This is a genomic window from Streptomyces sp. NPDC016309, assembly GCF_043077235.1.
Taxonomy (GTDB): domain Bacteria; phylum Actinomycetota; class Actinomycetes; order Streptomycetales; family Streptomycetaceae; genus Streptomyces.
In genome coordinates, this window is sequence record NZ_JBIBSG010000005.1 from 104,696 (window position 1) to 128,156 (window position 23,461).

A 23,461-nucleotide genomic window follows, 5' to 3' on the forward strand; every position below is an offset into this window, starting at 1 on the left:
GGCCCCCGGAACCGAGTGGTTCCGGGGGCCTTCGGCGTGCTTACTTGGCCTCGGCCTTCTGGAGCTCGGCGAGCTCCTCGTCGGACTCACGGCCCGGCGTCGGGAGGTTGAACCTGGTGATCGCGAAGCGGAAGACCACGTAGTAGACCGCCGCGAAGCACAGGCCCACCAAGGCCAGGCCCCACGGGTTGGACGCGATGCCCAGGTTGAGGAAGAAGTCGATCGCGCCGGCGGAGAAGCCGAAGCCGTCCTTCATGCCGAGCGCCCAGGTCAGTGCCATGGAGACACCGGTCAGCACCGCGTGGAGGGCGTACAGCACCGGGGCGATGAACATGAAGGTGAACTCGATCGGCTCGGTGACACCGGTGACGAAGGAGGTCAGCGCGAGCGAGAACATCATGCCGCCGACGACCTTGCGGCGCTCGGGGCGGGCGCAGTGCACGATCGCGAGGCAGGCCGCGGGGAGGGCGAACATCATGATCGGGAAGAAGCCGGTCATGAACTGTCCGGCGGTCGGGTCGCCGGCGAGGAAGCGGGCGATGTCGCCGGTCTTGCCGTTGTACTCACCGGCCTGGAGCCACGGGAAGGAGTTCAGCAGGTGGTGCATGCCGACCGGGATCAGGGCGCGGTTGGCGACACCGAAGACACCCGCACCGACGGCGCCGGAGCCGACCAGGCTCTCGCCGAACCAGTGCAGACCCGCGCCGAGCCACGGCCAGATCAGGCCGAACACGATGCCGGCGAGCAGACCCGCGAAGGCGGACAGGATCGGGACGAGACGGCGGCCGCCGAAGAAGCCCGCCCAGTCCGGCAGCTTGGTGCGGTAGAAGCGCTGGTAGAGCAGCGCCACGATGATGCCCATGACCACACCGCCGAGCACCTTGGCGTCGACCGCCTGTTCGACCATGACGATCTTGCCGTCGACGATGGCCTGCTTCTTCGGCAGGCTGCTGTCCGTGAAGGTGCCCAGCACGCTCTTGAAGACGAGGTAACCGACCACCGCGGCCAGCGCGGTGGAGCCGTCCGACTTCTTCGCGAAGCCGATCGCGATGCCGACGGCGAAGAGCAGCGCCATGTTGTCGAGCAGGGCCCCGCCACCGGCGGCCATGTAGCCTGCGATCTTGGTGATGAAGGTCGGGAAGGACTCCCGGCCCAGCATGTCGGGCTGACCGAATCGCACCAGGAGCGCGGCGGCCGGCAGCACGGCGACCGGCAGCATGAGGCTGCGGCCGATGCGCTGCATGACGGCCATCACGCCGGCGCCCTTCTTCTTCTCCGCCGCGGGGGCGGTGGCGGTGGACATCAAGTTCCTCCAGGTGGGCAAGGCGCCGCCCGGGGACATGGTTCACGGGGGACGGCGGCGTCTCGGAAAACGCGGCGCGACGCCGCGTGGTCTACACCATTAACTGGTGTAGACCTGTTGTAGCACGGTGAGGGTTAGATAAGGAACTTGCGATTTGATAACGCCGAAAGGGCCCCGGACCAGAGCTGGTCCGGGGCCCTTCGCGCGTCCGGTGGCTACGGCTTGGTGACGTCCGTCTCCGCGTCCTCGGGCTCCCGGCCCGGGGTCTTCAGGTCGAACGTGGTGATCGCGAAACGGAAGATCGCGTAATAGACGACGGCGAAAGCGAGACCGATGGGAATGATCAGCCACGGTTTGGTCGCCAGCCCCCAGTTGATCACGTAGTCGATCAGGCCCGCCGAGAAACTGAAGCCGTCCTTCACGCCGAAGGCCCAGGTCACGGCCATCGACACACCCGTCAGCAGGGCGTGGACCACATACAGCAGCGGGGCGATGAAGAGGAAGGAGTACTCGATCGGCTCGGTGATGCCCGTGACGAACGAGGTGAGGGCCACCGAGAGCATCAGGCCGCCGACCTCCTTGCGCCGGTGCGGCTTGGCGCAGTGGGTGATGGCCAGCGCGGCGGCCGGCAGCGCGAACATCATGATCGGGAAGAAGCCGGTGGTGAACTGGCCCGCGTCGGGGTCGCCCGCCAGGAACATGCTGATGTCGCCGTGCACCACCGTTCCGTCCGGCTTGGTGTACGAGCCGAACTGGAACCACACGGGCACGTTCAGGAACTGGTGCAGTCCGATGACCAGCAGCGCGCGGTTGGCCACGCCGAAGATGCCGGCGCCCCAGGAGCTCAGCCCCACCAGCCAGTCGCTGAAGCTCTCCAGGGCGTCACCGACCGGCGGCCACACGAAGAGGCACACCACCGCGAACGCGATCGCGAGGAACGACATGAGGATCGGCACGAGCCGGCGGCCGTTGAAGAAGCCCAGCCAGTCGACCAGCTTCGTCCGGTGGTACCGCTGCCAGACGTACGCCGTGAGCAGGCCCATGACGATGCCGCCGAAGACGCCCGGGTTCTGGTACGTGTACGCCACGAAGGTGTCGTCCGAGGCCAGGCAGCCGCCGTTGACGTCCGTGGTGTCCGCCGGGCAGTCCTTGGGAAAGGCGCGCAGCACGCCCCGGTAGACCAGGAAGCCGGTGACGGCGGCGAGCGCGGTGGAGCCGTCCGCCTTCTTGGCCATCCCGATCGCGACGCCCACGCAGAAGAGCAGCGGAAGACCCAGGTCGGCGTCGAGAAGGGCCCCGCCCGCGCCGGCCATCACCCTGGCGACGTCGTTCCAGCCGAGCCCGTCCGCGCCGAACACGTCCGGCTGGCCGAGCCGGTTGAGGATGCCGGCCGCGGGCAGCACGGCGATGGGGAGCTGGAGGCTGCGGCCCATCTTCTGGAGCCCCTGGAAGGCACCGGCCCACCGTTTCGGCTTCGGTGCGGACCGCGATCCGGCCGCGCTCTCGGCGCTCATCGGCGTCCTCCTGAAGACTGGTGTAGACCAGTTGCGATATCGTAGGCGCTGGTGATCGTCATCCTTCGGTACAACCGGGTAATGCGCCCGCGAAGATGGGCCAACCGTGCGTTACCGTGACGAAAGACCTAGGTGGGCCGAGCAGCGCTCAGTGCTCCGAAACGGCTCTTGGACGCAGGGAGAAAGACATGGCCAGCAAGGCTGAGAAGATCGTCGCCGGGCTCGGTGGCATCGACAACATCGAAGAGGTCGAGGGCTGCATCACCCGCCTGCGCACCGAGGTCGCCGACCCCGCCCTGGTCGACGAGGCCGCGCTGAAGGCCGCCGGCGCCCACGGCGTCGTCAAGATGGGCTCCGCGATCCAGGTCGTCATCGGCACCGACGCCGACCCGATCGCCGCCGAGATCGAAGACATGATGTGAGCCGACCGCTCACCCGTGAGGGGCCCGTTCCGGTACCGGAACGGGCCCCTCGCACGTCGGCGGCTAGGCTCGACCCCATGTCTCGAATCGACGGCCGCACCCCCGAACAGCTCCGCCCGGTCACCATCGAACGCGGATGGAGCAAGCACGCCGAGGGCTCCGTCCTCATCTCCTTCGGCGACACCAAGGTCTTCTGCACCGCCTCGGTCACCGAGGGCGTCCCCCGCTGGCGCAAGGGCAGCGGCGAAGGATGGGTCACCGCCGAGTACTCGATGCTCCCGCGCTCCACCAACACCCGCGGCGACCGCGAGTCCGTGCGCGGCAGGATCGGCGGCCGCACGCACGAGATCAGCCGGCTCATCGGCCGCTCCCTGCGGGCCGTCATCGACTACAAGGCCCTCGGCGAGAACACCATCGTCCTCGACTGCGACGTCCTCCAGGCCGACGGCGGCACCCGCACCGCCGCCATCACCGGCGCGTACGTCGCCCTCGCCGACGCCGTCGCCTGGGCGCAGGGCAAGAAGCTCGTCAAGGCCGGCCGCAAGCCCCTCACCGGCACCGTCGCCGCCATCTCCGTCGGCATCGTCGACGGCACCCCCCTGCTGGACCTCCGCTACGAGGAGGACGTCCGCGCCGAGACCGACATGAACGTCGTCTGCACCGGTGACGGCCGCTTCGTCGAGGTCCAGGGCACCGCCGAGGCCGAGCCCTTCGACCGCAAGGAGCTCAACGCGCTCCTCGACCTCGCCACCGGAGGCTGCGCCGACCTCGCCGCCCTCCAGCGCGACGCCCTCGGCATCACCCTGTAGCAACCGCGGACGCCCCGCCGGCGTCCCTACCGGTACGGGCGTACGGGCCGAACCGTACGCCCGTCCGCAGCCCCTGGGGAGGACCCGTTCCATGCGACGTCGCCGTACCGCCGCTCTCGCCGCCGCCACCGCGCTCCTCGCCGTCACCGGAGCGGCCGGCTGCGGCGCGCTGGACAAGGCCATGGACTGCGTCCAGGCCGCCGACTCCATCGCCACCAGCGTCGACGAACTGGGCCGTGCCGTCTCGTCCGCCGCCGACGACCCCACCCGGCTCAACGAGTCCCTCGACAAGATCGACAAGGAACTCGACGGCCTCAAGGACAAGACCGACAACGCCGACCTCTCCAAGGCCGTCGACGACCTCGGCAGGGGCGTCGACAGCGTCCGCACCGCCGTCAACAACGGCGACGCCACCCCCGACATCACCCCCGTCACCGACGCCGCCACCGAGATCGGCAAGATCTGCACCCCGTAGATACTGGGGACATGACCCGCCTGATCCTCGCCACCCGCAACGCCGGGAAGATCACCGAACTGCACGCGATCCTCGCCGACGCAGGACTGCACCACGAACTCGTCGGCGCGGACGCCTACCCGGAGGTCCCCGACGTCAAGGAAACCGGCGTCACCTTCGCCGAGAACGCCCTCCTCAAGGCCCACACCCTCGCCCGCGCCACCGGCCTGCCCGCCATCGCCGACGACTCCGGCCTGTGCGTCGACGTCCTCGGCGGCGCCCCCGGCATCTTCTCGGCCCGCTGGTCGGGCCGGCATGGCGACGACGAGGCCAACCTCCGGCTCCTGCTGGCCCAGCTCTCGGACATCGACGACGCCCACCGCGGCGCCCACTTCGCCTGCGCCGCCGCCCTGGCCCTCCCCGACGGCACCCAGCGCGTCGTCGAGGGCCGCCTCGGCGGCACCCTCCGCCGCGCTCCGGCCGGCACCGGCGGCTTCGGCTACGACCCGGTCCTCCAGCCCGACGGCGACAGCCGTACGTGCGCCGAGCTGACCGCCGAGGAGAAGAACGCCATCAGCCACCGCGGACAGGCCTTCCGCGCCCTGGTCCCGGTGATCCGCGAACTCGTCGGCTGAGCAGCCCGCGCCGGCCGGGCCCGCGGCCCGCGGACGCACCGAAGGGCCGCCCCCCCACCGGGAGGCGGCCCTTCGCCGTACGTGCGGCCGGAGGGACTCGAACCCTCACGGGTGTTACCCCACTGGGACCTAAACCCAGCGTGACTGCCAGTTCCACCACGGCCGCGTGCGCGCCACCATCGTAGTGGGCGGCCCGCCGCCGCTCGGCGCCACCGTCAGAACCGCGGCTCCGGGGCGCGGGACTGGACGAGTGCGGCCGCCTCCTCCTTGGTGCAGACCGACGGCGGGGAACCGGCGAGGGGCTGACGGGCCGTCTCCTTCATGCAGGCCACCGCCACGACACCGACCAGGGCCGCCGCCATCGCGTAGTACGCCGGCATCAGGGTGCTGCCGGTGAGGCTGATGAGGGCCGTGATGACCAGCGGGGTGGTGCCGCCGAACAGGGAGGCGGACAGGTTGTAGCCCACCGACAGGGAGCCGTAGCGCACCTGGGTGGGGAACAGCGCCGGGAGCGCCGCCGACATGGTGCCCAGCAGGCAGACCAGCGACAGACCGAGCATCAGCATCCCCGCCGTGATGGCGACGACGCCGCCGAGGCCGATCAGCAGGAAGGCCGGGGCCGACAGCAGCAGGAAGCCCAGCATGCCCGCCATCAGCAGCGGCTTGCGCCCGAAGCGGTCACTGAGGCGGCCCACCTGGGTGATGATCAGCATCAGGAACGCCATCACGGCCAGCAGGATCAGCAGACCGTGCGTCGCGCCGTAGCCGAGCTCGTCGGAGAGGTACGTCGGCATGTACGACAGCAGCATGTAGTCGGTGACGTTGTACGCGCCCACCAGTGCCACGCACAGGATCAGCGTCGGCCAGTGGTCGCGGAAGATCGTGGCGAGGTCGCCCTTCACCGAGGTCTCCACCGGATCGGCCGCCTCGGACGCCGAGGCGCTCTCCGACTCCAGCTTCTGGAAGGCCGGGGTCTCGTCCAGCCTCAGCCGCAGGTACAGCCCCACCAGCCCGAGCGGGCCGGCCACCAGGAACGGGATCCGCCAGCCCCAGGCCTCCATGGACGCGTCGCCCAGGACCGCCGTCAGCACCGTGACCAGACCCGCCGCCCCGACGTACCCGGCCAGCGTGCCGAACTCCAGGAAGCTGCCGAAGAAACCGCGCCGCTTGTCCGGGGCGTACTCGGCGATGAAGGTCGAGGCACCGCCGTACTCACCGCCCGTGGAGAACCCCTGGACCAGCCGGAACAGGATCAGCAGCACCGGCGCCCAGAAGCCGATCGACGCGTACGAGGGGATCAGGCCGATCGCGAACGTACCGACCGCCATCAGGATCATCGTCAGCGCGAGGACCCTCTTGCGGCCGATCCGGTCGCCCATGGGACCGAACACCATGCCGCCCAGCGGCCGGATCAGGAAGGCGACGGCGAAGGTCGCGAAGGACGACAGCAACTGCGCCGTGCCGTTCCCGGGCGGGAAGAAGACATGGCCGATGGTGACGGCCAGATAGCTGTAGATGCCGAAGTCGAACCACTCCATGGCGTTGCCCAGTGAGGCCGCCTTCACGGCCCGCTTCACCGCCGCCTGGTCGGTGACGGTGATGTCGCACCGACGGAGCTTCGGGTTCTTCCGCTGCTGGATCGTGCGGAACAGGGTGCGGTGGCGCCTGACCGCCGCTGGATCGGCCGTGGCCGCCATGGGCAGGGGTCCTTTCCTGGACTTCGGGTGGGGAGAATCCAAGGGGGACACCTGCTCGGGCATAGCGTTCGCAAACCGAAGTCCCGGGGGACGGGAATGGGACTTCGGTCACACGACGACGGGCGGGCCCAAAGGGCGGACCGGGCGCCCGATCAGATGCCCAGGTCCTTGATGATCTTGGCGACATGGCCGGTCGCCTTCACGTTGTACAGCGCGCGCTCCACCGTGCCGTCCTCGGCGACGACGACCGTCGAGCGGATGACGCCCGTGACCGTCTTGCCGTACAGCTTCTTCTCGCCGAAGGCGCCGTACGCGGCCAGCGTCTCCTTCGACGGGTCGCCGACCAGCGTGACCCGCAGGTCCTCCTTCTCCCGGAACTTCGCCAGCTTCTCCGGCTTGTCCGGCGAGACGCCGATCACGTCGTAGCCCGCGGCCGCGAGCACGTCGAGGTTGTCGGTGAAGTCGCACGCCTGCTTGGTGCAGCCGGGCGTCAGCGCGGCCGGGTAGAAGTAGACGATGACCTTGCGGCCGCGGTAGTCCGCGAGCGACACGTCCTTGCCGTCCGCGTCGGGCAGGGTGAAGGCGGGGGCGGTGTCGCCGGGCTGGAGTCGCTCGCTCATGGCTTCTGGCTCCTCGGGAGAGGGGATGCTCGTACGCGTTCAGAGCCTAATGGGGGTCTGCGACAGTCATCCGGGTCCCGAGCTGACAGACTGTCCACCACGGATTCGGCCGGACCTACGGAGGCAGCGCGGTGTCGGAAGCCAGGACCCCTGCGCAGATCGAGGCGGACATCGTCCGCCGACGCGAGCAGCTCGCCGTCACTCTCGACGAGATCGGCGTGCGCATGCACCCGAAGACGATCATCGGGGACGCGAAGGCCAGGGTGGCGTCGACGGTCGACCAGACCGCCGGACGCGCCTTCGTCACCGTCAACCGCGTCGTCACCGATGTGAAGGGACGGTTCGTCTCGGAGGACGGCGCGCCCCGGCTGGAACGGGTCGTACCGGTGGCGCTGCTCGCCGTCGGTGTGGTCGGGCTGCTCGCCCTGTCCGCCCGCAGGCGCAAGGGCTGACGCGAGTCGTGACCCACCGGCGTGCGGGACGGGGCCGGGCAGGTAGGTTCGTGGCGTGAGCGAGAACACCCACGACAAGCTGCCCATCCGGATGCTGCACGACCGGGTGCTGGTCCGCACCGACACGCCCGAGGGCGAGAGGCGTTCGGGCGGCGGCATCCTGATCCCCGCGACCGCCGCCGTCGGCCGCCGGCTCGCCTGGGCCGAGGTCGTCGCGGTCGGACAGAACGTACGGACCGTGGAGACCGGCGACCGGGTGCTGTACGACCCCGAGGACCGTGCCGAGGTCGAGGTGCGGGGCGTGGCGTACGTACTGATGAGGGAACGCGACCTGCACGCGGTCGCGGCGGACCGTTTCGGGGGCTCGGAGGACTCGACCGGCCTGTACCTGTAGGGCGGCGTTCGACACGCGCGTGCGGAAAAGGCCTGGTGGCGGACGTCACCAGGCCTTTGTGCATGCGCTGTGCCAGCATGGAGGGACCCCCGACGAGACGCGCCGTACCGGGTCACGCAAGGACGACGCACCCCGTTGTCCGTACGTCTTCGCGTCCCGGAGGTGCCGTCATGGCATGGGTCCTGCTGATCGTCGCCGGCCTGCTCGAGGTGGGCTGGTCGATCGGAATGAAGTTCACCGACGGATTCACCCGGCTGTGGCCCAGCCTGCTCACCGGCGCCGCCATCGTGGCCAGCATGGCCCTGCTGTCCCAGGCCGCCAGAACGCTGCCGATCGGCACCGCCTACGGCGTCTGGGTCGGCATCGGCGCGGCCGGCGCGGCGGTCGTCGGCATGGTGGTGCTGGGCGAGCCGGTCACCGCCGCGCGGATCTTCTTCGTCTGCCTGCTGCTCGTCGCCGTCGTGGGCCTGAAGGCGACGTCGGGGCACTAGGTCATGTCCGCAAGCCCTTCCCGGGCGGCCCCGGGCGCATGGCCGTCCCGGGCCGGCGCGGAACCGGTGCCCCGGTGCCCGCCGGGCCCGGGGGCTCAGCGGGCGGGGGGTGCGGCGCCCGGACCGCCCGGGGGACCGGCGGGGGTGACCGGGGCGGGGGCCGGGTCCACGGCGGCGGCGTTCGTGCCGGGTGCCGGGCCGGTGCTCACCGCCGCGCCGCTCCGCGCGGGGCCCGGCCCGCCGGTGCCCCGCGCCGCGCCCCGGTCGCCGCCCGGCGCGCCGGGGCCCTCGTACCCCTCGTACCCGTCGTACCCGTCCTCCTCCTCCCGGCCCCGGCCCGCCTCCCGGCCGTTCGCGTCCCGTACCTCCTCGGGGTCGCCCGGCTCCGAGGACCAGGGCTCCTCCTCCGGTTCCTCGTCCGCGCCCTTGGCCAGGACCAGGTCGAAGTCCCGTACCGGACTGCCCTCCAGTGCCGCCCGCGTGTACTGGCCCCAGATCTCCGCGGGCGCCCCGCCCCCGTTCATCCGTTCCAGCCCCAGCGCCCCGTACAGCGGCTTCTGCGCCCCGGTGTCCGGGTCCTGGCCCATCACGGTGACCACCGTCGCCAGGTCCGGGGTGTAGCCGGCGAACCAGGCGGCCTTGTCGTCCTCCGCCGTCCCGGTCTTGCCCGCGGCCGGCCGCCCGGCCGCCTGCGCGGCGGTGCCGGTGCCGCCGTCGATGACGCTGCGCAGCATGGCCGTGGTCGTGTCGGCGGCCTCCCTGCTGATCACCTGCTTGCTGCCGGAGGACGGCAGCGGCAGCTCCCGCCCGTCCTTCTCGATCTTCCGCACGAGCACGTACGCGCCGTGCTTGCCGTGGTTGGCGAGGGTCGCGTACGCCTGCGCCATGTCCAGCACGCTCGCGGTGGCGGGGCCGAGCGCGATGGAGGGGGACGGGTTGAGGTCGGGCGTGTCGGCGGGCAGGCCCAGGTCGATGGCGGTCTGTTCCACCTTGGCCGGGCCGACGTCCACGGCGAGCTGCGCGTAGACGGCGTTGACGGACTTGTCGGTGGCGGTGCGGACGCTGATGGGACCGTAGTCGACGTCGTCCTCGTTGGCCGGCGCGTACGGGCCGCCGCTCCAGCCCTGCACCCGGCGTTTGTTGGTGCCGTCGTACCGGGTGTTGGGGGTGATGGGGTCGCCGTCCTGGGTGACGGAGGAGTGGTCGACGGCGGCGGCGAAGACGAACGGCTTGAAGGTGGAGCCGACCTGGTAGTCGCGGCGGGTCGCGTTGTTCACGAACTGCTGGGTGTAGTCGATGCCGCCGTACATGGCGACGACCTCGCCGGCGGCGGGCTCGATGGACACCCCGCCGACCCGTACGTAGCGGTCCGTCTCGTTGGAGGTGTCGAGGCGGGCCACGACCTGTTCGTCGACGGCCGCCGCGAGGGACTCCTGCTTGTCCTGCTCCAGGGTGGTGGTGATGCGGTAGCCGCCCTGGGCCAGGGTCTTGCGGTCGATGACGTGGCGGGCGGTGAGGTAGTCCTCGACGGCCTGCACGATGTAGCCGCGCTGGCCGGACAGGCCGGTCGTGGCGGTGACCTCCTCCGGGTCGGGGAAGTCGGTGGCGCCGCGCGCGGCGGGGCTGAGCCACTTCTCCTCGACCATGGCGTCCAGGACGTAGTTCCAGCGGCGGACCGCCTTGGCGCGGTTCTCGGGCCGGCCGTCGACGTCGTAGGCGCTGGGCGCGTTGAGCAGGACGGCGAGGTACGCGCCCTGGGCGGTCGTCAGTTCCTGGGCGTCCTTGCCGTAGTAGGCGCGGGCGGCGGCCTGGATCCCGTAGGCGTTGCGGCCGTAGAAGCTGGTGTTGAGGTAGCCCTGGAAGATGGCGTCCTTGCTCTTCTCCCGGTCGAGCTTGATGGAGATGAAGAACTCCTTCACCTTCCGGACGAGGGTCTGTTCCTGGCCGAGGTAGTAGTTCTTGACGTACTGCTGGGTGATGGTGGAACCGCCCTGGGTGCCCTTGCCGGTGAGGGTGTTCCAGGCGGCGCGGAGCATCGCCTCGGGGTCGACGCCGGGCTGGGAGTAGAAGTCGCGGTCCTCGGCGGCGAGTACGGCGTGCCGCACGGTGGCGGGGACCTGCGAGAGGCGTACGTTCTCGCGGTTCACGTCACCCTTCTGGGCGAGCGGGGTGCCGTCGCGGTAGAGGAACACGTTCGACTGGGCCGTGGCGGCGGCGTTGGCGGGCGGGATGTCGACGAGGTGGTAGCCGGCGAAGAAGCCGCCGAGCAGCAGGACGGCGGTGATGAGCGAGGCGCCCAGGACCATCCGCCAGGTCGGCAGGAGGCGGCGCCAGCCGGTGCGCTTCCTCCGCGCCGCCTTCCCGTTCTTCCCCGGCTTCCCGCCCGGCGCGGTCTTCCCGGGCTTCCCGTCCGGTGCGGTCCTGCCGCCCGGTGCGGCGGTGCCGGCCTTCCCGTCCGGTGCGTTCTTCCCGGACCGCGCGGTTCTGCCGGATCGCGCGGTTCTGCCGGACCGCGCGGCGCCCTTGGTGCCGGGCTTCCCGTCCCTCGCGGCGCTCCTGGTGCCGGCCGCCTCGGCCGCCCGGGCACCCTCGGCCCCCTGCGTGTCGTCGGCTCCCGCCGCCCCGGTGGGTCCTGCTGAGCCCGTGGCTTTCCGGGCGTTCCGCGCGTCCGGGGTGCTCCCGTCGCCGTGGTCGGTCTGCCCGGCCGGCCGGGCGGGGGTGTCGGGGCCTCGCCCGGGAACGGTCGGGTCGCGGGGCTCCCAGCCCGGCTGCGGTGGCTCGTCGCTCATGGTCTCCGGCCTGTTTAGTCGATTATGGGGCGATTTGCGCAGTCCCTTCATAGTGCACGGCCCACCCGCCCAACCCCGGCAACGGCAGCCGAAAACCGCTCGCGGACATGCATCGGGGCCCATTAGGCTCCTCGGCTTTGGCGCGTGCCGGGACGTGGGCAGGTATGTGCCGGACGCGTACGCGGCGCGTACCGGACGGGGGCGGACCCGACGCACGCGTACCGGACGCGGCCGTACCGGGGACGCGGGAGGGAGCAGGGGATGCGGCTGTACGCGGCCGTGGCGGCGGGCGGGTTCCGGCGCTACGCGACGTACCGGGTGGCGACCGCCGCCGGGGTGTTCACCAACACCGTCTTCGGCTTCATCCTGACGTACACCTACATCGCCCTGTGGGACGAGCGACCCGGTCTCGGCGGGTACGACATGGCCGAGGCGCTGGCCTACGTGTGGATCGGCCAGGCCCTGCTGGCGACCTGCGGGCTGATGGGCGGCGGGTTCGAGGACGAGCTGATGGAGCGGGTCAAGACGGGCGACATCGCCGTCGACCTCTACCGCCCGGCGGACCTCCAGCTCTGGTGGCTGTCGGTCTCCCTGGGCCGGGCCGGCTTCCAACTGCTGGGCCGGGGGGTGGCGCCGATGGCGGTCGGCGCGCTCGTCTTCGACCTGGCCCTGCCGGAACACCCGTGGACCTGGCTCGCCTTCCTGGTGTCGGTGGCGCTGGGTGTGGTGGTGAGCTTCGCCGTCTGGTTCCTGGTGGCGCTGAGCGCGTTCTGGCTGATGGACGGGGCCGGGGTGGTGCAGGTGGCCTGGCTGTCGGGGATGTTCTTCTCGGGGATGCTGCTGCCGCTGACGGTTTTCCCCGGGGCACTGGGCGAGGTGGCGCGGGCGCTGCCGTGGGCGTCGCTTCTCCAGGTCCCGGCGGACGTGTTCCTGGAGAAGCGGACGGGATGGGGGCTGATGGGGGCGTACGCGTTCCAGGCCGGCTGGGCGCTGGTGCTGCTGGCGGCGGGCCGGGTGCTCCAGGCGGCGGCGACCCGGCGGGTGGTGGTCCAGGGTGGCTGAGGCGGGCGCGGGGCTGCGCGCGTACGGGCTGATCGCCGCGATGTGGGTGCGGTCCACCATGACGTACCGCTTCTCCTTCGCGATGACGCTGCTGTCGAACTTCGTGGCCACCGGCTTCGACTTCGTGGTCATCCTGCTGATGTTCAGCCAGGTCCGCGGGCTGGGCGGCTTCTCGTTCGCCGAGGTGGCCTTCCTGTACGGGACGACCGGCACGGCCTTCGGACTGGCGGATCTGGTGCTCGGTCAGGTGCAGCGGCTGGGGCGGCGGGTGCGGGACGGGACGCTGGACACGCTGCTGGTGCGGCCGGCGCCCGTGCTGGCGCAGGTGGCGGCGGACCGGTTCGCGCTGCGGCGCCTGGGGCGGGTGGCGCAGGGGCTGATGGTGCTGGTGTGGTCGCTGGTCCTCCTCGACGTGGCCTGGACCCCGGCACGGGTGGCCCTGGTGCCCCTGATGGTGCTGAGCGGATGGCTGATCTTCTCGGCGGTGATGGTGATGGGCGCGGCGTTCCAGTTCTGGGCGCAGGACGCCTCGGAGGTCGCCAACGCCTTCACCTACGGGGGCAACAACCTGCTCCAGTTCCCGCCGGTGATCTTCGCCCAGGACCTGGTCCGGGGCGTGGTGTACGTGGTGCCGCTCGCCTTCGTGAACTGGGTCCCGGCACTGTACGTGCTGGGGCGCGAGGCACCGGCGGGCCTGCCGGTGTGGGCGGTGTTCGCCTCGCCGCTGGTGGCGGCGGTGTTCTGGGTGGTGGCGGGGCTGGCGTGGCGGGTGGGGGTTCGTTCGTACCGGAGCACGGGGAGCTGAGCAGGGATGCAGGACTTCATCGCACTGGACGGCGTCGAGAAGGTCTTCGACGTACGCCGCAAGGCCGGCCGCTTCCGACGGGAGCGGCACCGGGTCCGCGCGGTCGACGGAATCAGCTTCCGGGTGCCGCGCGGCGAGATGGTGGGCTACATCGGGCCCAACGGGGCCGGCAAGTCGACCACCATCAAGATGCTGACCGGCATCCTCACCCCCAGCGGCGGCCGGCTGCGGGTGGCCGGCATCGACCCCTCCCGGGACAGGACCCGGCTGGCGCGCCGCATCGGGGTGGTGTTCGGGCAGCGGACGACGCTGTGGTGGGACCTGCCGCTGCGGGACTCGTACCGTCTGGTCCACCGGATGTACCAGATCCCCGACGCCCGCTTCCGGGAGAACCTGGAGCGGTGCGTCGAACTGCTCGACCTGGCCGACCTGCTGGAGGTGCCGGTCCGTCAGCTCTCCCTGGGGCAGCGGATGCGGGGCGACATCGCGGCCGCGCTGCTGCACGACCCCGAGGTCCTCTACCTGGACGAGCCGACGATCGGCCTGGACGTCATCTCCAAGGCCAAGGTGCGTGACTTCCTCCGGGACCTGAACGCCGAGCGCGGCACGACGGTGCTCCTCACCACGCACGACCTCACCGACATCGAGCAGCTCTGCAAGCGCGTGATGGTCATCGACCACGGGCGGCTGATGTACGACGGGCCCCTGGGCGGGCTGCACGAGGTGGGCGAGAGCGAGCGCACCCTGGTCGTGGACCTGGAGCGGGAGCTGCCCCCCATCTCCGCCGACGGCGCCCGGGTGGTGAGGGTGGACGGCCCGCGTCAGTGGCTGGCCTTCCCCGCCGCCCGCTCGGCCGCCCCGCTGGTGGCGCGGATCGCCGCCGAGTACCCGCTGGTGGACCTGTCGGTGCGGGAGCCGGACATCGAGACGGTGATCGCCAAGATGTATGCCGAACGATCAACGGGCCGGTGACCGCACCCCGCACTAGTCTGTTCGTATGACGAGCGAACTGCCCGAGATGCGGGCCTCGGACGCCGACCGCGAGCGGATCGCGGAGCGGCTGCGGGACGCGGTGGCGGAGGGCCGCCTGGACATGGCGGAGTTCGAGGAGCGTCTCGACCTGGCGTACAAGGCGCGTACGCACGGCGAGTTGGTCCCGCTCGTGCGCGACCTGCCGCAGGCGGTCGGGGACGGGGCGACCCGTGCCGGGGCCTCGGACGGGAACTGGCCGGCCCGGATCGGGAAGCCCGCCACCTCCAGGGGTGCCTTCGCCTTCTGGAGCGGCTTCGGGCGCCGCGGCAGGTGGACCGTCGCGCGCCGCTTCACCGCGGCCGTCCTCCAGGCCGGCGGCGACATCGACCTGCGGGAGGCGGACTTCGAGGACCGGGAGGTCGTCATCCGCTGCTTCGCCGTCATGGGGGGCATCCAGGTGGTCGTCCCGCCCGAGCTGCACGTGGAGGTCACCGGCTTCGGCTTCATGGGCGGCTTCGACGACCGGGGCTCGGGCGGGGGCACGCCCGGCTCGCCGCGCGTCCGGGTCACCGGGTTCGCGCTGATGGGCGGGGTGGACGTGAAGCGCAAGGAGCGGAAGGCGGCCCGCAAGCAGCTCGGGAAGTGACCGGCGGGGGCTCATGGCCGGGCTCCTGGCCGGTCCACCCGCCGCGCCGGGGTCCCGGCGGGTCTCGGCCCGGCGCGCCGGGCTCCCGCCGGTCTCGGCCCGCATCCCGGCCGGGGCCCGGCTTCCGCCAGCGGCCCCGGCCCCCGCCCGCAGCGGCCCGGCAGGCCGCCCAGCCAACCCGCCCGCAGCGGCCCGGCCACCCGCCCTCCAGGGCCCGGTGTGTCGTCAGGGGCGTGACCGTCCGGGTGTGCCGGCCCGTGCGGGCGGGAACTCGCCGTGCGGCTGAGGAGTACCTGAGGTAGGGACTGAGGTACGCATGCGCGGGGACGGGTGGAACCGGATGAACCATACGAAGACGCCGCTGGTCGCCTTCTCGTACACGGCCGCGGACGAGGAGAAGCGCAGGGGCGTGCGCCGGATGAAGATCACGGCGACCAGCCTGCTGCTGCTGGTCGCGCTGATCTACGTCCTGGCCACCTGGGCCGGGAACTCCGGCGTCACCGGCTGGCCCGGTTACGTCGCCGCCGCCGCGGAGGCCGGCATGGTGGGCGCGCTGGCGGACTGGTTCGCGGTGACCGCGCTGTTCCGCCGCCCCATGGGCCTGCCCATCCCGCACACGGCGATCATCCCCACCAAGAAGGACCAGCTCGGCGCCTCGCTCGGCTCCTTCGTCGGCGAGAACTTCCTCTCCGAGGGCGTCGTCCGCGGCCGGCTCCACGCCCTCGGCATCAGCAGCCGCCTCGGCGCCTGGCTGGCCGAGCCCGAACACGCCGACCGGGTCACCGCCGAGCTGTCGACAGCGCTGCGCGGCGCGCTGACCGTCCTCCGGGACGCGGACGTCCAGGCGGTGGTGGGCGAGGCCGTCACCCGGAGGGCCGAGGCGGCGGAGATCGCCCCCGGGCTCGGCAAGGCCCTGGAACGGGTCGTCGCCGACGGGGCCCACCGCGGGGCGGTCGACCTGGTCTGCAACCGGGCCCACGACTGGCTCGTCCTGCACGCCGACTCGATCATGGAGGCGGTGCAGGGCGGGGCGCCCGGCTGGACGCCACGGTTCGTGGACCGGAAAGTCGGCGAGCGCGTCTACAAGGAGCTGCTGCGGTTCGTCACCGAGATGCGGGACATGCCCGGCCACCCGGCGCGCGGCGCCCTCGACCGGTTCCTCACGGACTTCTCGGCCGACCTCCAGGGCGACACGGACACCCGGAGCCGGGTGGAGCGCCTCAAGTCCGACCTGGTGGCCCGGCCGGAGGTGCAGGACATCATCGCCTCGGCGTGGGCCTCCGTACGCGCCATGATCATCTCGGCGGCCGAGGACGAGCGCAGCGAGCTGCGCCTGCGCGCCCGCGCCTCCCTCCTCAAGCTCGGCAACCGGCTGGCCACCGACGGCCGCCTCCAGGCCAAGGTCGACGGCTGGGTCGAGGACGCGGCGGTGTACGTGGTCACCACCTACCGCGCCGAGATCACCTCGCTGATCAGCGACACGGTCGCGAGCTGGGACGCCGACCAGACGTCGAAGAAGATCGAGGCGCACATCGGCCGCGACCTCCAGTTCATCCGCATCAACGGCACGGTCGTCGGCGCCCTGGCCGGCCTGCTGATCTACACCGTGTCGCACGCCCTGGGCGGCTGACCCCGCCGGCCGTCCGGCCCGGGCGCGTCCCTCCCCCGCTCGTGGGGGACGTGCCGGGCGGGGGACCGGCCCCTGCCCGACCGGTCACCCGCCCAGCCACTGTGGGGAGGTGCTGTTCTATACGTGCGCCGGGGCGCGGGTGTTCAACCGCTCTTCCGGCTGACCGCCCAGGACGCCGCCGCCATGCCCCCGGCCACCGAGAACACCGCGGGCCACGCCCCCACCTTCTTGGCCAGCGGGTGCGAGCCGGCGAAGGCCGCCACGTACGCCGCGGTGAGCCCCGCCGCGGCCTTCCCGCCGCTGCGCTGCTTCCACTCCCGCGCGGCCACGGCGCCGGCCGCCGCCAGCGCCACCCCGCCGAGCGGCCGCTTCTTCGTCCACCGCGCCACGGCGTACCCGCCGACGAGCCCGCCCGCCGCCACCACCGTTGCCGGAACCCTTGCCATCTCCGTCGCCTGCCCTTCGTCGTACGACATGCCTCCGCCCGAGGCTAACGCGGCGGCCGGGGACGGCCGCGGCGGGTGCGCGCGTACACCCCGCAGCCCAGGGCGACGGAGACCCCGAGCACCATGCCGAGGGCGGCCCCTTCCGGTACGTCGGGGAGGAGCAGCGTCACGCCCCTCACGAGCAGCGCCCCGGCGACGGAGCACAGGAGGCCGATCAGCAGCGGGCCCGTCGGACGGATCATGGGGTGTCCACCTGTCGTTCGGTGATGTTCGTGGCTGCGGGGCGGCGCACGCACACCCCGCCGCCGTGCTCCAACGCGCGCGCCGCCCCGCCGACACGGCCGCGGGGCCGGCGTACCGCCGGATGTGCAGGACCCTTCCTGCCACCATCCCGTAACGGACGGCCGTCCCGCGGGTAGCCACCCGCCCCCCGCGGGCACGAACCGCGCATGCCGACCCCCATCCCGCCGCAGCTCCTCGCCACCGACCCGCTCGTGGTCGCCCAGGACGGCGTCGCCACCGTCCACCAGCTCATGGACCTGGGCTGCGCCTCCTCCGTGATCGCCGCCCACTGCCGCCCCGCCGGCCCCTGGCGCCGCCTCCTGCCCCGGGTGGTCACGCTCCAGACCACCGCCCCCACCCCCCGCCAACGCCTCCGCGGCGCCCTCCTGTACGCCGGCCCCGACGCCCTCCTCACCGGCCCGGCCGCCCTCGCCCTGTACGGCCTGCCGTCGGCCCCCGCCACCGCCGAGGTCGACGTCCTGGTCACCCACCGCACGGCCCCCCGGGGCCACGCCTACACCCGCGTCCGCCCCACCCACCGCCCCACCCGCCGCGTCCCCGTCGACGGCCTGGCCTGCGCACCCCCGGCCCGAGCCGTCACCGACGCCGTCCCGCACCTCACCCCCGACACCGCCACCACCCTGGTCACCGACCTCGCCCACCACGCCCTCTGCCGCCCCGCCGACCTCCGCACCGAAATCACCGCGGCCCAACTCCCCCACACCCCGGTCGTACTCGCCCTCTTACAAGCCGCCGCCGACTGATCCCCCTCGCGGCCCGCCGTCCCGATGGGCAGCCTCGGCTCGTGGCGTCGGGGTACCAGGGGGAGCCGCCATGCCGATCAGGCCGCGATACCGGCGAGTGTCCGCGTTGCAGCGGCAGTTCTTCAATCGTGAAGGGTTACTCGCCCTGTACGACGAGGAATTACGCGACATCACGGACCGGCTGAGGATCCTGAACGTCGTCGGGGTCGGGGGCATCGGCAAGTCGCGCCTTCTCCAGGAACTGCGCGACCGTACCCCGGACACGTGCCGCACCGCCCGCCTCGACCTGCAACTCCCCACGCTGCGGCAGCAGGAGGACGCATTGGCCGTCCTCCGTACGGAGTTCGGGGCGCAGGGTGTGCGGTTCGACCGGTTCGACATCGCCTACGCCGTCCTCTGGCAGCGCGTCCACCCACAACTCCAGATGGACCGGAAGAACACGCCCTTCGCCGAGGACAGCGAGGTGCTGTCGAAGATCCTCGACGAGGCCATGGGGGTACCGGTCTTCGGGACGGCCGCCGGGCTGGTCCGGCTCACCGGCCGGGCGGTGGCCAACCGCCGGCGCCGCCAGCGGATCGAGACCGACCCCACGCTCCAAGAGCTGGACGGCCTGTCGAACGCCGAGCTGGGGCACGCGGTGTCGTACCTGTTCGCGGAGGAGTTGCGCCAATCGGCCGAGGAGCGACCCTACGTCCTCTTCGTCGACGCCTACGAGGCCATGCTCACCACCCCCTTGCCGGGCGGTCGCGGCTACGGGTCCGACGTCTGGCTGCGCGACCTGTTGGGCCAGCTCCACGGCGGACTGACCGTTTTGGCCAGCCGGGAGCCTTTGTCCTGGGCGGCGTACGACAAGGACTGGGAGGCCGTGATCCGCACGACCCGGATCGACGGACTCCCGATGCCGGCCAGCCTGGCTCCGCGCGTTCCAGCTGGACCAGCCGGAGCTGGGCCGGGGTGCGGCCAAGCGCGCCACCCTGTCCCACGAACTCGCCACCAAGCTCGCCGCCGCCCACCCTCACTGGCCGGCCGATGCCCTTCGTCACCCGGGCCGACCGACGTTCAGGCGGCGGTGGGAGCTGCGGCTTGGGTGAGGGTGGGGTGTCTCTGAAGTCCCTGACGCTCTCTAAAGTCTCATGCAGCGAGTTTCGGGCTCTTGCCCTGACGGCGCGCATTCCCAGACGTCCTGAGCCATTCGGCCACATAGGGAGGTTTCTTGCATTATCGTTCACTTGCGCCCTTCACTGGGCGCATGCCGCGTGTGTGGGGGATTGCGTGATCCGAGATCTGATTTTTAAAGAGACCGCTCGTGCCCAGTTCGATGCCCTGTCCAAAGGCTGCAAGGCCCAAGTGGGCAGCGCCATGCTGAGCGTGGCCCAAGACGCCGTTCGGCACGGGGTCTGGCGGTCCGATGATCGGTACCGGCTAGCTGTCAGCTACGAGGTGCACCCTCAAGCTGTTGTGGTGACCAGTATCAAAACTCGCTCGGCCGAAGCACCTCCTCGCCAGCAACCCTATGAGGGTGCGGAGATGAGGAGTCAGGGCGGAGGCCGCTGGATGCACTTGAACCCTCACGAGGAGTGACTTTCCCCCAGGTCAAGCACTCTCGCTGGAACACGTGACTCAGCGGACTCCGTGCGGCTGCCTCTGCCGTCGCCGATGCGCTTCAGTGGTCTTTGAGGACGCCCAAAAACTCCCGCCATGTGCTGTTGCTTATGGAAATAACGGGACCGTCCGGACGCGTCGAGTCGCGGACGAGAGTGGCGTCGATTGCTCGGGCGCACTCGACGCACTCAGTGGTGTTGGCACCGCTGTACGACGACTTGAACCAGGCGTCGTCCGAGGCGAGCGGCCGGTATGCAGGCATTAAAGCTCCTTGCGGATGCGGCGGATCACGGAAGAAGAGGTCTCCATATCCAACGCTTGAGCGCGAAGGTAGTCGAACGCAAGTCGGTATCGGCTCAGTTCCTCCTCAGTTTCCATGAGCAGTGAGCCCGTATGGAGGTCGACGTACACGACATCGAGCGACGGCTCAGAGGCGCCGAGGATCACAAAGCTACCGAGAGCCGCTGCGTGTGCGCCCTTGGAGAAGGGCAGCACCTGCAGGGTGATGTGCGGTGACTCGTTGGCCTCTAGGAGACGGCCGAGCTGGTCCTTCATGATTTCGGCTGAGCCGACGACGCGGCGTAGGACCGACTCATCGAGAATTGCCCACAGGTGCGGAGGCCTGGGGCCTGTCAGGAGTTCCTGGCGCTTCATCCGGATGTTGACGAGCCGGTTGACCTCATCTTGTTCCAGTCTCAGCTCGTTGGCCTGCTGCAGCGCGGTGCTGTAGCTACGAGTCTGGAGAAGGCCGGGTACGTACACACATGCGAAGTGGTCCTCCCGTACGGCCTCGTCCTCCAGCGTAAGCAGCAGGTTCATGGTCTCCGGGATGGAATCGGCGAAGGAACTCCACCAGCCTTGCTGCTTAGCGTCCTTGGCCAGCGATACAACGGCGTGCCGTTCCGCCTCATTTGCTCCGTACTCGCGGCATAGGGCATCCACGATAGGCCACTTCACTGGCCCAGCTTGTGTCTCGTATCGGCTGACGGTGGCCTTCGATACACCGACCAGTCGGCCAGCGTCTTCCAAGGTCATCCCGGCGCGAGCGCGCAACTTGCGCATCGTGACACCGAGTTGCCGACGACGGGTGGTGGTCCTCGATGGCAAGGCGGCGGCGCTCCGTTTCGTAGTCGCTAACGGCGATGGCACCAGGCTATGCAGCCACTCGGCAGTGTCTCGACGGGTTCACCCGAACGGTTCGCTCTGAGAAGTTACACGGTGAGAGTTCTCACGCCATACTCGCTTCACAGGACGCTACGCAGCGTGGCCGTTCGGAAACGGTGAGTCAAGCGCTGTCGTGGCCAGGGGAGGAGTCTCGCTATGACCTTCTACGAGGACAGCGGAACTGGGCTTCGCTGCGTACTGCCCTTCGAGGCTGTGCCCGCGGAACTGCCGCCGCTGCGGCGCAGTGTGCGCACGATGCTTGAACACTGGGGAGTGCCCGCGGTGGCTGAAGAGGCGGAACTAGTTGTGACGGAACTCGCGACCAACGTGCTCAAACATGTGGGCCTAGGTGTGCCGGCGACCCTCATCCTGGAGCCGCGTAATGACCGGCTGCGCGTGGAACTCCATGACACGAGCCACGCGGTGCCCACTCTCACGACTGAGCTGGGCGGTGGTCTCGCAGAGTGTGGTCGCGGCCTTCACCTGCTGTCGGAAATGAGCCTCGACTGGGGCACGCTGCTCACGGCCACAGGCAAGGCGGTGTGGTGTGAGATCTCCCTGGTGCAGGCTCGCCAATGCCTCAGGGTTCAGCGGGCCGCAGTGCTGCTGGATGAATACCGGAGGGTTGCGGGTACCGGGCTCAGCGGTCGTCCCCACCTATGCCGTACTGGAGGAGTCGGCTACTGACATCATTGCGGACCTTCTTCACTGGCTGGCGGCGCAAGGCGGCGACCCGGACGACATCCTCGACCGCGCGCAGATGCACTTCGACGCAGAGAACGAGGCGGCATAGCCGACGAGGCCTGGTGGGGGCCTCGTCGGCGCCTATCCGGCTGCCGCACGCAACAGAGCGCCGGCGTCATCAGGCAGGCCGTACTCGTGCAGCTGCAGCGCTATGCGGATGATCTCTTCAGTGTTCCGTCGACGCCCGTGAATGCTGATGGCCGCATTGGCGAGTTGCTCCTGCTCCTCGCGGAGAAGCGCGATGGAAGCCGCGCTCTCCAGAGGGCTTAATGCCGATGATGCGTCCTGGAGCCACGAGAGTGCGTGGCTGATCTGGCCTTTGCCGAGAAGGTCAAGGGCCGTGGCGGCAAGCTGCCGGGCCGCAGCTATGTCTCGCGCAGTCTGTTGCCGGTCCCCCGCCGGGAGGGGGACCGGCAACAGAGGCGCACTCGCTCCGGTGCCGCCCGCCGCTCGACCTAATGGGGACGGCACGCTGGCAAGGAGCCGGCTGTTCTCGTGCCGTAGCCGTTCGAGTTCCCGCCTCATGGGAGTGCATGTGCCGCAGATCCTTGGCTCCGCGGCATGATGAAGCGCTCGCAGTTGCACCAGCGTGTACGCGACTGCCTGAGACCCCGCCCTTTCGACGGCCAGAGAGTGAAGCGCCTCGATGAAGCCCCAGGGCGGCACCCGCCTGCCCCGGCAGTACCGAGAGATTTCGCTTGGATCCTTGCGCCATTCCTTGCTGGCGAGGAGCTCTGCAGCCTCCTCGAGCGTAGCCACGGACACGAGCCGGTAGAGCGTCGAGAGCGCGACGGCAAGGTCACGCCGCCCTGGTGGAAGCTCCGCGCTGATCCGCCCTTCCAGGGCCTTTGCTGTCATGACCGCTCCTGTGATGTGCAGTCACATCATTGTGCCTCATGGGCGGTTGACTACATCGTGCGCAAGATGCGATTCGGGTAGACCCCAGCCACCTCACCTGCGCTCAATGGATCACCACCCCCGGAATCACCGGGGCGTGCCATGCGGCGGGTGCCTTCGCGCGGCTCCCGTACGCGTTGTCCATGGCGTGTACTGCATGCATTGAGTGGAGGTCACACGGTGGCAAGGGAGCCGGGGAGTATGGTCCGGGCAGGGCTGTGGCTGCGAGACAACGTGGGCGTAGGGGGCAAGTTCACGAAGGCAGAACTGCGTGCAGCCTTCCCCAACGTGGCACAGATCGACCGGCGCGTACGAGATCTTCGTGACCGCGGCTGGCAGATCGACACCAACCGCCACGACCCGACGCTCAACGCAGATGAACAGCGGCTCGTGAAGATCGGCGCCCCGGTGTGGATTCCTGGCCATTCGAAGGCTCCCAAGGAGAAGGCGAGCCTCACCGATGCCCAACGCAGCAAGGTGATGTTCGACGACGGTTTTCTCTGCCGGTCGTGTGGTGTCGGCGCCGGCGAGTCATACGCAGACGGCGGTCAGGGCGCCCAGCTTGAGGTGGCGCGGCGCCAGGTCCTCATGCCTGATGGTACGACGCAGACCAAGCTCGTCACCGAGTGCAGCCGGTGCCGGAATGGCAGCAAGGGACACACCGTTGACCTGGCCGGATTTCTGAGCACTCTCGAGAAGCTCTCGGACCTGGAGCGCGAGGTGTTCGCCGGCTGGCTGAAGGCTGATCGCCGTGAGCCGAGCCCACTCGAAAGGCTCTGGGGTCTGTACCGCACGCTGCCCGAGGAAAGCCGCAGCACCATCCGGGACGCCGTGTACGGCGAGAACCAGCAACCCAGCAGCTGACGA

At 70.4% G+C, this 23,461-nt stretch carries 26 protein-coding genes, 1 tRNA gene and 1 riboswitch; of the genes, 16 read left to right on the forward strand and 11 right to left on the reverse strand.

The window, feature by feature from the left end; translation table 11 throughout:
- Window positions 1–40: 40 nt before the first annotated feature.
- Window positions 41–1,303, reverse strand: coding sequence for a PTS transporter subunit EIIC (locus ACF068_RS13965; protein WP_392274462.1), 1,263 nt, complete (start codon window positions 1,301–1,303; stop codon window positions 41–43).
- 215 nt (window positions 1,304–1,518) lie between these two features.
- A complete protein-coding gene (locus ACF068_RS13970) occupies window positions 1,519–2,817 on the reverse strand; it encodes a PTS transporter subunit EIIC (protein ID WP_392274463.1) in 1,299 nt (432 codons plus the stop codon).
- Window positions 2,818–3,005: 188 nt separating this feature from the next.
- On the opposite strand from ACF068_RS13970, the gene ACF068_RS13975 reads away from it, so the two are divergent.
- The 4 genes from ACF068_RS13975 (at window position 3,006) to rdgB (ending at window position 5,137) form a co-directional block, all read left to right on the forward strand.
- Window positions 3,006–3,239, forward strand: a complete 234-nt coding sequence (locus ACF068_RS13975) for a glucose PTS transporter subunit EIIB (protein WP_031076305.1) — start codon at window positions 3,006–3,008, stop codon at window positions 3,237–3,239.
- A 77-nt stretch (window positions 3,240–3,316) separates the two neighbouring features.
- Window positions 3,317–4,048, forward strand: coding sequence for a ribonuclease PH (gene rph / locus ACF068_RS13980; protein ID WP_392274464.1), 732 nt, complete (start codon window positions 3,317–3,319; stop codon window positions 4,046–4,048).
- 91 nt (window positions 4,049–4,139) lie between these two features.
- On the forward strand, window positions 4,140–4,523 hold the full coding sequence (locus ACF068_RS13985) for a hypothetical protein (RefSeq protein ID WP_392274465.1): 384 nt from the start codon (window positions 4,140–4,142) through the stop codon (window positions 4,521–4,523).
- Between the two features lie 11 nt (window positions 4,524–4,534).
- Window positions 4,535–5,137, forward strand: coding sequence for an RdgB/HAM1 family non-canonical purine NTP pyrophosphatase (gene rdgB / locus ACF068_RS13990; RefSeq protein ID WP_392274466.1), 603 nt, complete (start codon window positions 4,535–4,537; stop codon window positions 5,135–5,137).
- Window positions 5,138–5,219: 82 nt separating this feature from the next.
- Here the strand turns inward: rdgB and ACF068_RS13995 are convergent.
- The 3 genes from ACF068_RS13995 to bcp all read right to left on the reverse strand — a co-directional run bounded on the left by ACF068_RS13995 (window position 5,220) and on the right by bcp (window position 7,454).
- Window positions 5,220–5,303 (reverse strand) — tRNA-Leu (locus tag ACF068_RS13995).
- 49 nt (window positions 5,304–5,352) lie between these two features.
- Window positions 5,353–6,834, reverse strand: coding sequence for a glycine betaine/L-proline transporter ProP (gene proP / locus ACF068_RS14000; protein WP_392274467.1), 1,482 nt, complete (start codon window positions 6,832–6,834; stop codon window positions 5,353–5,355).
- Between the two features lie 152 nt (window positions 6,835–6,986).
- Window positions 6,987–7,454 (reverse strand): thioredoxin-dependent thiol peroxidase, encoded by a 468-nt coding sequence (gene bcp / locus ACF068_RS14005; RefSeq protein ID WP_392274468.1) that lies wholly within the window; start codon window positions 7,452–7,454, stop codon window positions 6,987–6,989.
- A gap of 131 nt (window positions 7,455–7,585) precedes the next feature.
- Here bcp and ACF068_RS14010 point away from each other — a divergent pair, with 131 nt between their 5' ends.
- From ACF068_RS14010 to ACF068_RS14020, 3 genes are all read left to right on the forward strand, one after another.
- Window positions 7,586–7,906 (forward strand): DUF3618 domain-containing protein, encoded by a 321-nt coding sequence (locus ACF068_RS14010; RefSeq protein ID WP_392274469.1) that lies wholly within the window; start codon window positions 7,586–7,588, stop codon window positions 7,904–7,906.
- A 55-nt stretch (window positions 7,907–7,961) separates the two neighbouring features.
- A complete protein-coding gene (locus tag ACF068_RS14015) occupies window positions 7,962–8,300 on the forward strand; it encodes a co-chaperone GroES (RefSeq protein WP_073750705.1) in 339 nt (112 codons plus the stop codon).
- A 66-nt stretch (window positions 8,301–8,366) separates the two neighbouring features.
- Window positions 8,367–8,432: riboswitch (guanidine-III (ykkC-III) riboswitch) on the forward strand.
- A 38-nt stretch (window positions 8,433–8,470) separates the two neighbouring features.
- Entirely contained in the window at window positions 8,471–8,791 is a 321-nt protein-coding gene (locus ACF068_RS14020; protein WP_392274470.1) for a DMT family transporter, read from the forward strand.
- Between the two features lie 95 nt (window positions 8,792–8,886).
- Here the strand turns inward: ACF068_RS14020 and ACF068_RS14025 are convergent, their stop codons facing one another.
- Window positions 8,887–11,580 carry a transglycosylase domain-containing protein gene (locus ACF068_RS14025; protein ID WP_392274471.1) on the reverse strand — a complete coding sequence of 898 codons (2,694 nt, stop codon included), beginning with the start codon at window positions 11,578–11,580 and terminating at the stop codon, window positions 8,887–8,889.
- A gap of 261 nt (window positions 11,581–11,841) precedes the next feature.
- On the opposite strand from ACF068_RS14025, the gene ACF068_RS14030 reads away from it, so the two are divergent.
- The 5 genes from ACF068_RS14030 (at window position 11,842) to ACF068_RS14050 (ending at window position 16,695) form a co-directional block, all read left to right on the forward strand.
- A complete protein-coding gene (locus tag ACF068_RS14030; RefSeq protein WP_392274472.1) occupies window positions 11,842–12,642 on the forward strand; it encodes an ABC transporter permease in 801 nt (266 codons plus the stop codon).
- Between the two features lie 40 nt (window positions 12,643–12,682).
- The gene (locus ACF068_RS14035; RefSeq protein ID WP_392274864.1) at window positions 12,683–13,447 is read left to right on the forward strand and encodes an ABC transporter permease; all 765 of its coding nucleotides are present in this window, start codon (window positions 12,683–12,685) and stop codon (window positions 13,445–13,447) included.
- Window positions 13,448–13,453: 6 nt separating this feature from the next.
- Entirely contained in the window at window positions 13,454–14,419 is a 966-nt protein-coding gene (locus tag ACF068_RS14040) for an ATP-binding cassette domain-containing protein (RefSeq protein ID WP_392274473.1), read from the forward strand.
- A gap of 25 nt (window positions 14,420–14,444) precedes the next feature.
- On the forward strand, window positions 14,445–15,065 hold the full coding sequence (locus ACF068_RS14045; protein ID WP_392274474.1) for a DUF1707 domain-containing protein: 621 nt from the start codon (window positions 14,445–14,447) through the stop codon (window positions 15,063–15,065).
- A 340-nt stretch (window positions 15,066–15,405) separates the two neighbouring features.
- Window positions 15,406–16,695 (forward strand): DUF445 domain-containing protein, encoded by a 1,290-nt coding sequence (locus tag ACF068_RS14050; protein WP_392274475.1) that lies wholly within the window; start codon window positions 15,406–15,408, stop codon window positions 16,693–16,695.
- Between the two features lie 143 nt (window positions 16,696–16,838).
- On the opposite strand, the gene ACF068_RS14055 is transcribed toward ACF068_RS14050, so the two are convergent.
- Window positions 16,839–17,141, reverse strand: coding sequence for a hypothetical protein (locus ACF068_RS14055; RefSeq protein ID WP_392274865.1), 303 nt, complete (start codon window positions 17,139–17,141; stop codon window positions 16,839–16,841).
- A 44-nt stretch (window positions 17,142–17,185) separates the two neighbouring features.
- Window positions 17,186–17,383, reverse strand: coding sequence for a hypothetical protein (locus ACF068_RS14060; RefSeq protein ID WP_392274476.1), 198 nt, complete (start codon window positions 17,381–17,383; stop codon window positions 17,186–17,188).
- A gap of 207 nt (window positions 17,384–17,590) precedes the next feature.
- Here ACF068_RS14060 and ACF068_RS14065 point away from each other — a divergent pair, with 207 nt between their 5' ends.
- Entirely contained in the window at window positions 17,591–18,187 is a 597-nt protein-coding gene (locus ACF068_RS14065; protein ID WP_392274477.1) for a hypothetical protein, read from the forward strand.
- Between the two features lie 70 nt (window positions 18,188–18,257).
- Window positions 18,258–19,295, forward strand: coding sequence for a hypothetical protein (locus ACF068_RS14070; protein WP_392274478.1), 1,038 nt, complete (start codon window positions 18,258–18,260; stop codon window positions 19,293–19,295).
- A gap of 555 nt (window positions 19,296–19,850) precedes the next feature.
- Here ACF068_RS14070 and ACF068_RS14075 read toward each other — a convergent pair.
- Both ACF068_RS14075 and ACF068_RS14080 read right to left on the reverse strand, forming a co-directional pair.
- Window positions 19,851–20,051, reverse strand: a complete 201-nt coding sequence (locus ACF068_RS14075; protein WP_392274479.1) for a DUF397 domain-containing protein — start codon at window positions 20,049–20,051, stop codon at window positions 19,851–19,853.
- Complete coding sequence (locus ACF068_RS14080; RefSeq protein ID WP_392274480.1) at window positions 20,051–20,896, reverse strand: helix-turn-helix domain-containing protein; 846 nt, start codon at window positions 20,894–20,896, stop codon at window positions 20,051–20,053. The genes ACF068_RS14075 and ACF068_RS14080 overlap by 1 nt, the downstream gene beginning before the upstream one ends.
- 213 nt (window positions 20,897–21,109) lie before the next feature.
- Between ACF068_RS14080 and ACF068_RS14085 the strand changes: the two genes are divergently transcribed.
- Window positions 21,110–21,640 (forward strand): ATP-binding protein, encoded by a 531-nt coding sequence (locus ACF068_RS14085; protein WP_392274481.1) that lies wholly within the window; start codon window positions 21,110–21,112, stop codon window positions 21,638–21,640.
- Window positions 21,641–21,778: 138 nt separating this feature from the next.
- Here the strand turns inward: ACF068_RS14085 and ACF068_RS14090 are convergent, their stop codons facing one another.
- Complete coding sequence (locus ACF068_RS14090; protein WP_392274482.1) at window positions 21,779–22,555, reverse strand: hypothetical protein; 777 nt, start codon at window positions 22,553–22,555, stop codon at window positions 21,779–21,781.
- Window positions 22,556–22,882: 327 nt separating this feature from the next.
- On the opposite strand from ACF068_RS14090, the gene ACF068_RS14095 reads away from it, so the two are divergent.
- Complete coding sequence (locus ACF068_RS14095) at window positions 22,883–23,458, forward strand: hypothetical protein (protein WP_392274483.1); 576 nt, start codon at window positions 22,883–22,885, stop codon at window positions 23,456–23,458.
- Window positions 23,459–23,461 lie beyond the last annotated feature (3 nt).

What these genes read in the sequence shown, in the direction of transcription:
- ACF068_RS13965 (WP_392274462.1), bottom strand. Translation starts at nt 1,303, where the DNA reads ATGTCCACCGCCACCGCCCCCGCGGCGGAGAAGAAGAAGGGCGCCGGC.
- ACF068_RS13970 (WP_392274463.1), bottom strand. Translation starts at nt 2,817, where the DNA reads ATGAGCGCCGAGAGCGCGGCCGGATCGCGGTCCGCACCGAAGCCGAAA.
- ACF068_RS13975 (WP_031076305.1), top strand. Translation starts at nt 3,006, where the DNA reads ATGGCCAGCAAGGCTGAGAAGATCGTCGCCGGGCTCGGTGGCATCGAC.
- rph (WP_392274464.1), top strand. Translation starts at nt 3,317, where the DNA reads ATGTCTCGAATCGACGGCCGCACCCCCGAACAGCTCCGCCCGGTCACC.
- ACF068_RS13985 (WP_392274465.1), top strand. Translation starts at nt 4,140, where the DNA reads ATGCGACGTCGCCGTACCGCCGCTCTCGCCGCCGCCACCGCGCTCCTC.
- rdgB (WP_392274466.1), top strand. Translation starts at nt 4,535, where the DNA reads ATGACCCGCCTGATCCTCGCCACCCGCAACGCCGGGAAGATCACCGAA.
- proP (WP_392274467.1), bottom strand. Translation starts at nt 6,834, where the DNA reads ATGGCGGCCACGGCCGATCCAGCGGCGGTCAGGCGCCACCGCACCCTG.
- bcp (WP_392274468.1), bottom strand. Translation starts at nt 7,454, where the DNA reads ATGAGCGAGCGACTCCAGCCCGGCGACACCGCCCCCGCCTTCACCCTG.
- ACF068_RS14020 (WP_392274470.1), top strand. Translation starts at nt 8,471, where the DNA reads ATGGCATGGGTCCTGCTGATCGTCGCCGGCCTGCTCGAGGTGGGCTGG.
- ACF068_RS14025 (WP_392274471.1), bottom strand. Translation starts at nt 11,580, where the DNA reads ATGAGCGACGAGCCACCGCAGCCGGGCTGGGAGCCCCGCGACCCGACC.
- ACF068_RS14030 (WP_392274472.1), top strand. Translation starts at nt 11,842, where the DNA reads ATGCGGCTGTACGCGGCCGTGGCGGCGGGCGGGTTCCGGCGCTACGCG.
- ACF068_RS14035 (WP_392274864.1), top strand. Translation starts at nt 12,683, where the DNA reads ATGTGGGTGCGGTCCACCATGACGTACCGCTTCTCCTTCGCGATGACG.
- ACF068_RS14040 (WP_392274473.1), top strand. Translation starts at nt 13,454, where the DNA reads ATGCAGGACTTCATCGCACTGGACGGCGTCGAGAAGGTCTTCGACGTA.
- ACF068_RS14045 (WP_392274474.1), top strand. Translation starts at nt 14,445, where the DNA reads ATGACGAGCGAACTGCCCGAGATGCGGGCCTCGGACGCCGACCGCGAG.
- ACF068_RS14050 (WP_392274475.1), top strand. Translation starts at nt 15,406, where the DNA reads ATGAACCATACGAAGACGCCGCTGGTCGCCTTCTCGTACACGGCCGCG.
- ACF068_RS14055 (WP_392274865.1), bottom strand. Translation starts at nt 17,141, where the DNA reads ATGGCAAGGGTTCCGGCAACGGTGGTGGCGGCGGGCGGGCTCGTCGGC.
- ACF068_RS14060 (WP_392274476.1), bottom strand. Translation starts at nt 17,383, where the DNA reads ATGATCCGTCCGACGGGCCCGCTGCTGATCGGCCTCCTGTGCTCCGTC.
- ACF068_RS14065 (WP_392274477.1), top strand. Translation starts at nt 17,591, where the DNA reads ATGCCGACCCCCATCCCGCCGCAGCTCCTCGCCACCGACCCGCTCGTG.
- ACF068_RS14070 (WP_392274478.1), top strand. Translation starts at nt 18,258, where the DNA reads ATGCCGATCAGGCCGCGATACCGGCGAGTGTCCGCGTTGCAGCGGCAG.
- ACF068_RS14075 (WP_392274479.1), bottom strand. Translation starts at nt 20,051, where the DNA reads ATGCCTGCATACCGGCCGCTCGCCTCGGACGACGCCTGGTTCAAGTCG.
- ACF068_RS14085 (WP_392274481.1), top strand. Translation starts at nt 21,110, where the DNA reads ATGACCTTCTACGAGGACAGCGGAACTGGGCTTCGCTGCGTACTGCCC.
- ACF068_RS14090 (WP_392274482.1), bottom strand. Translation starts at nt 22,555, where the DNA reads ATGACAGCAAAGGCCCTGGAAGGGCGGATCAGCGCGGAGCTTCCACCA.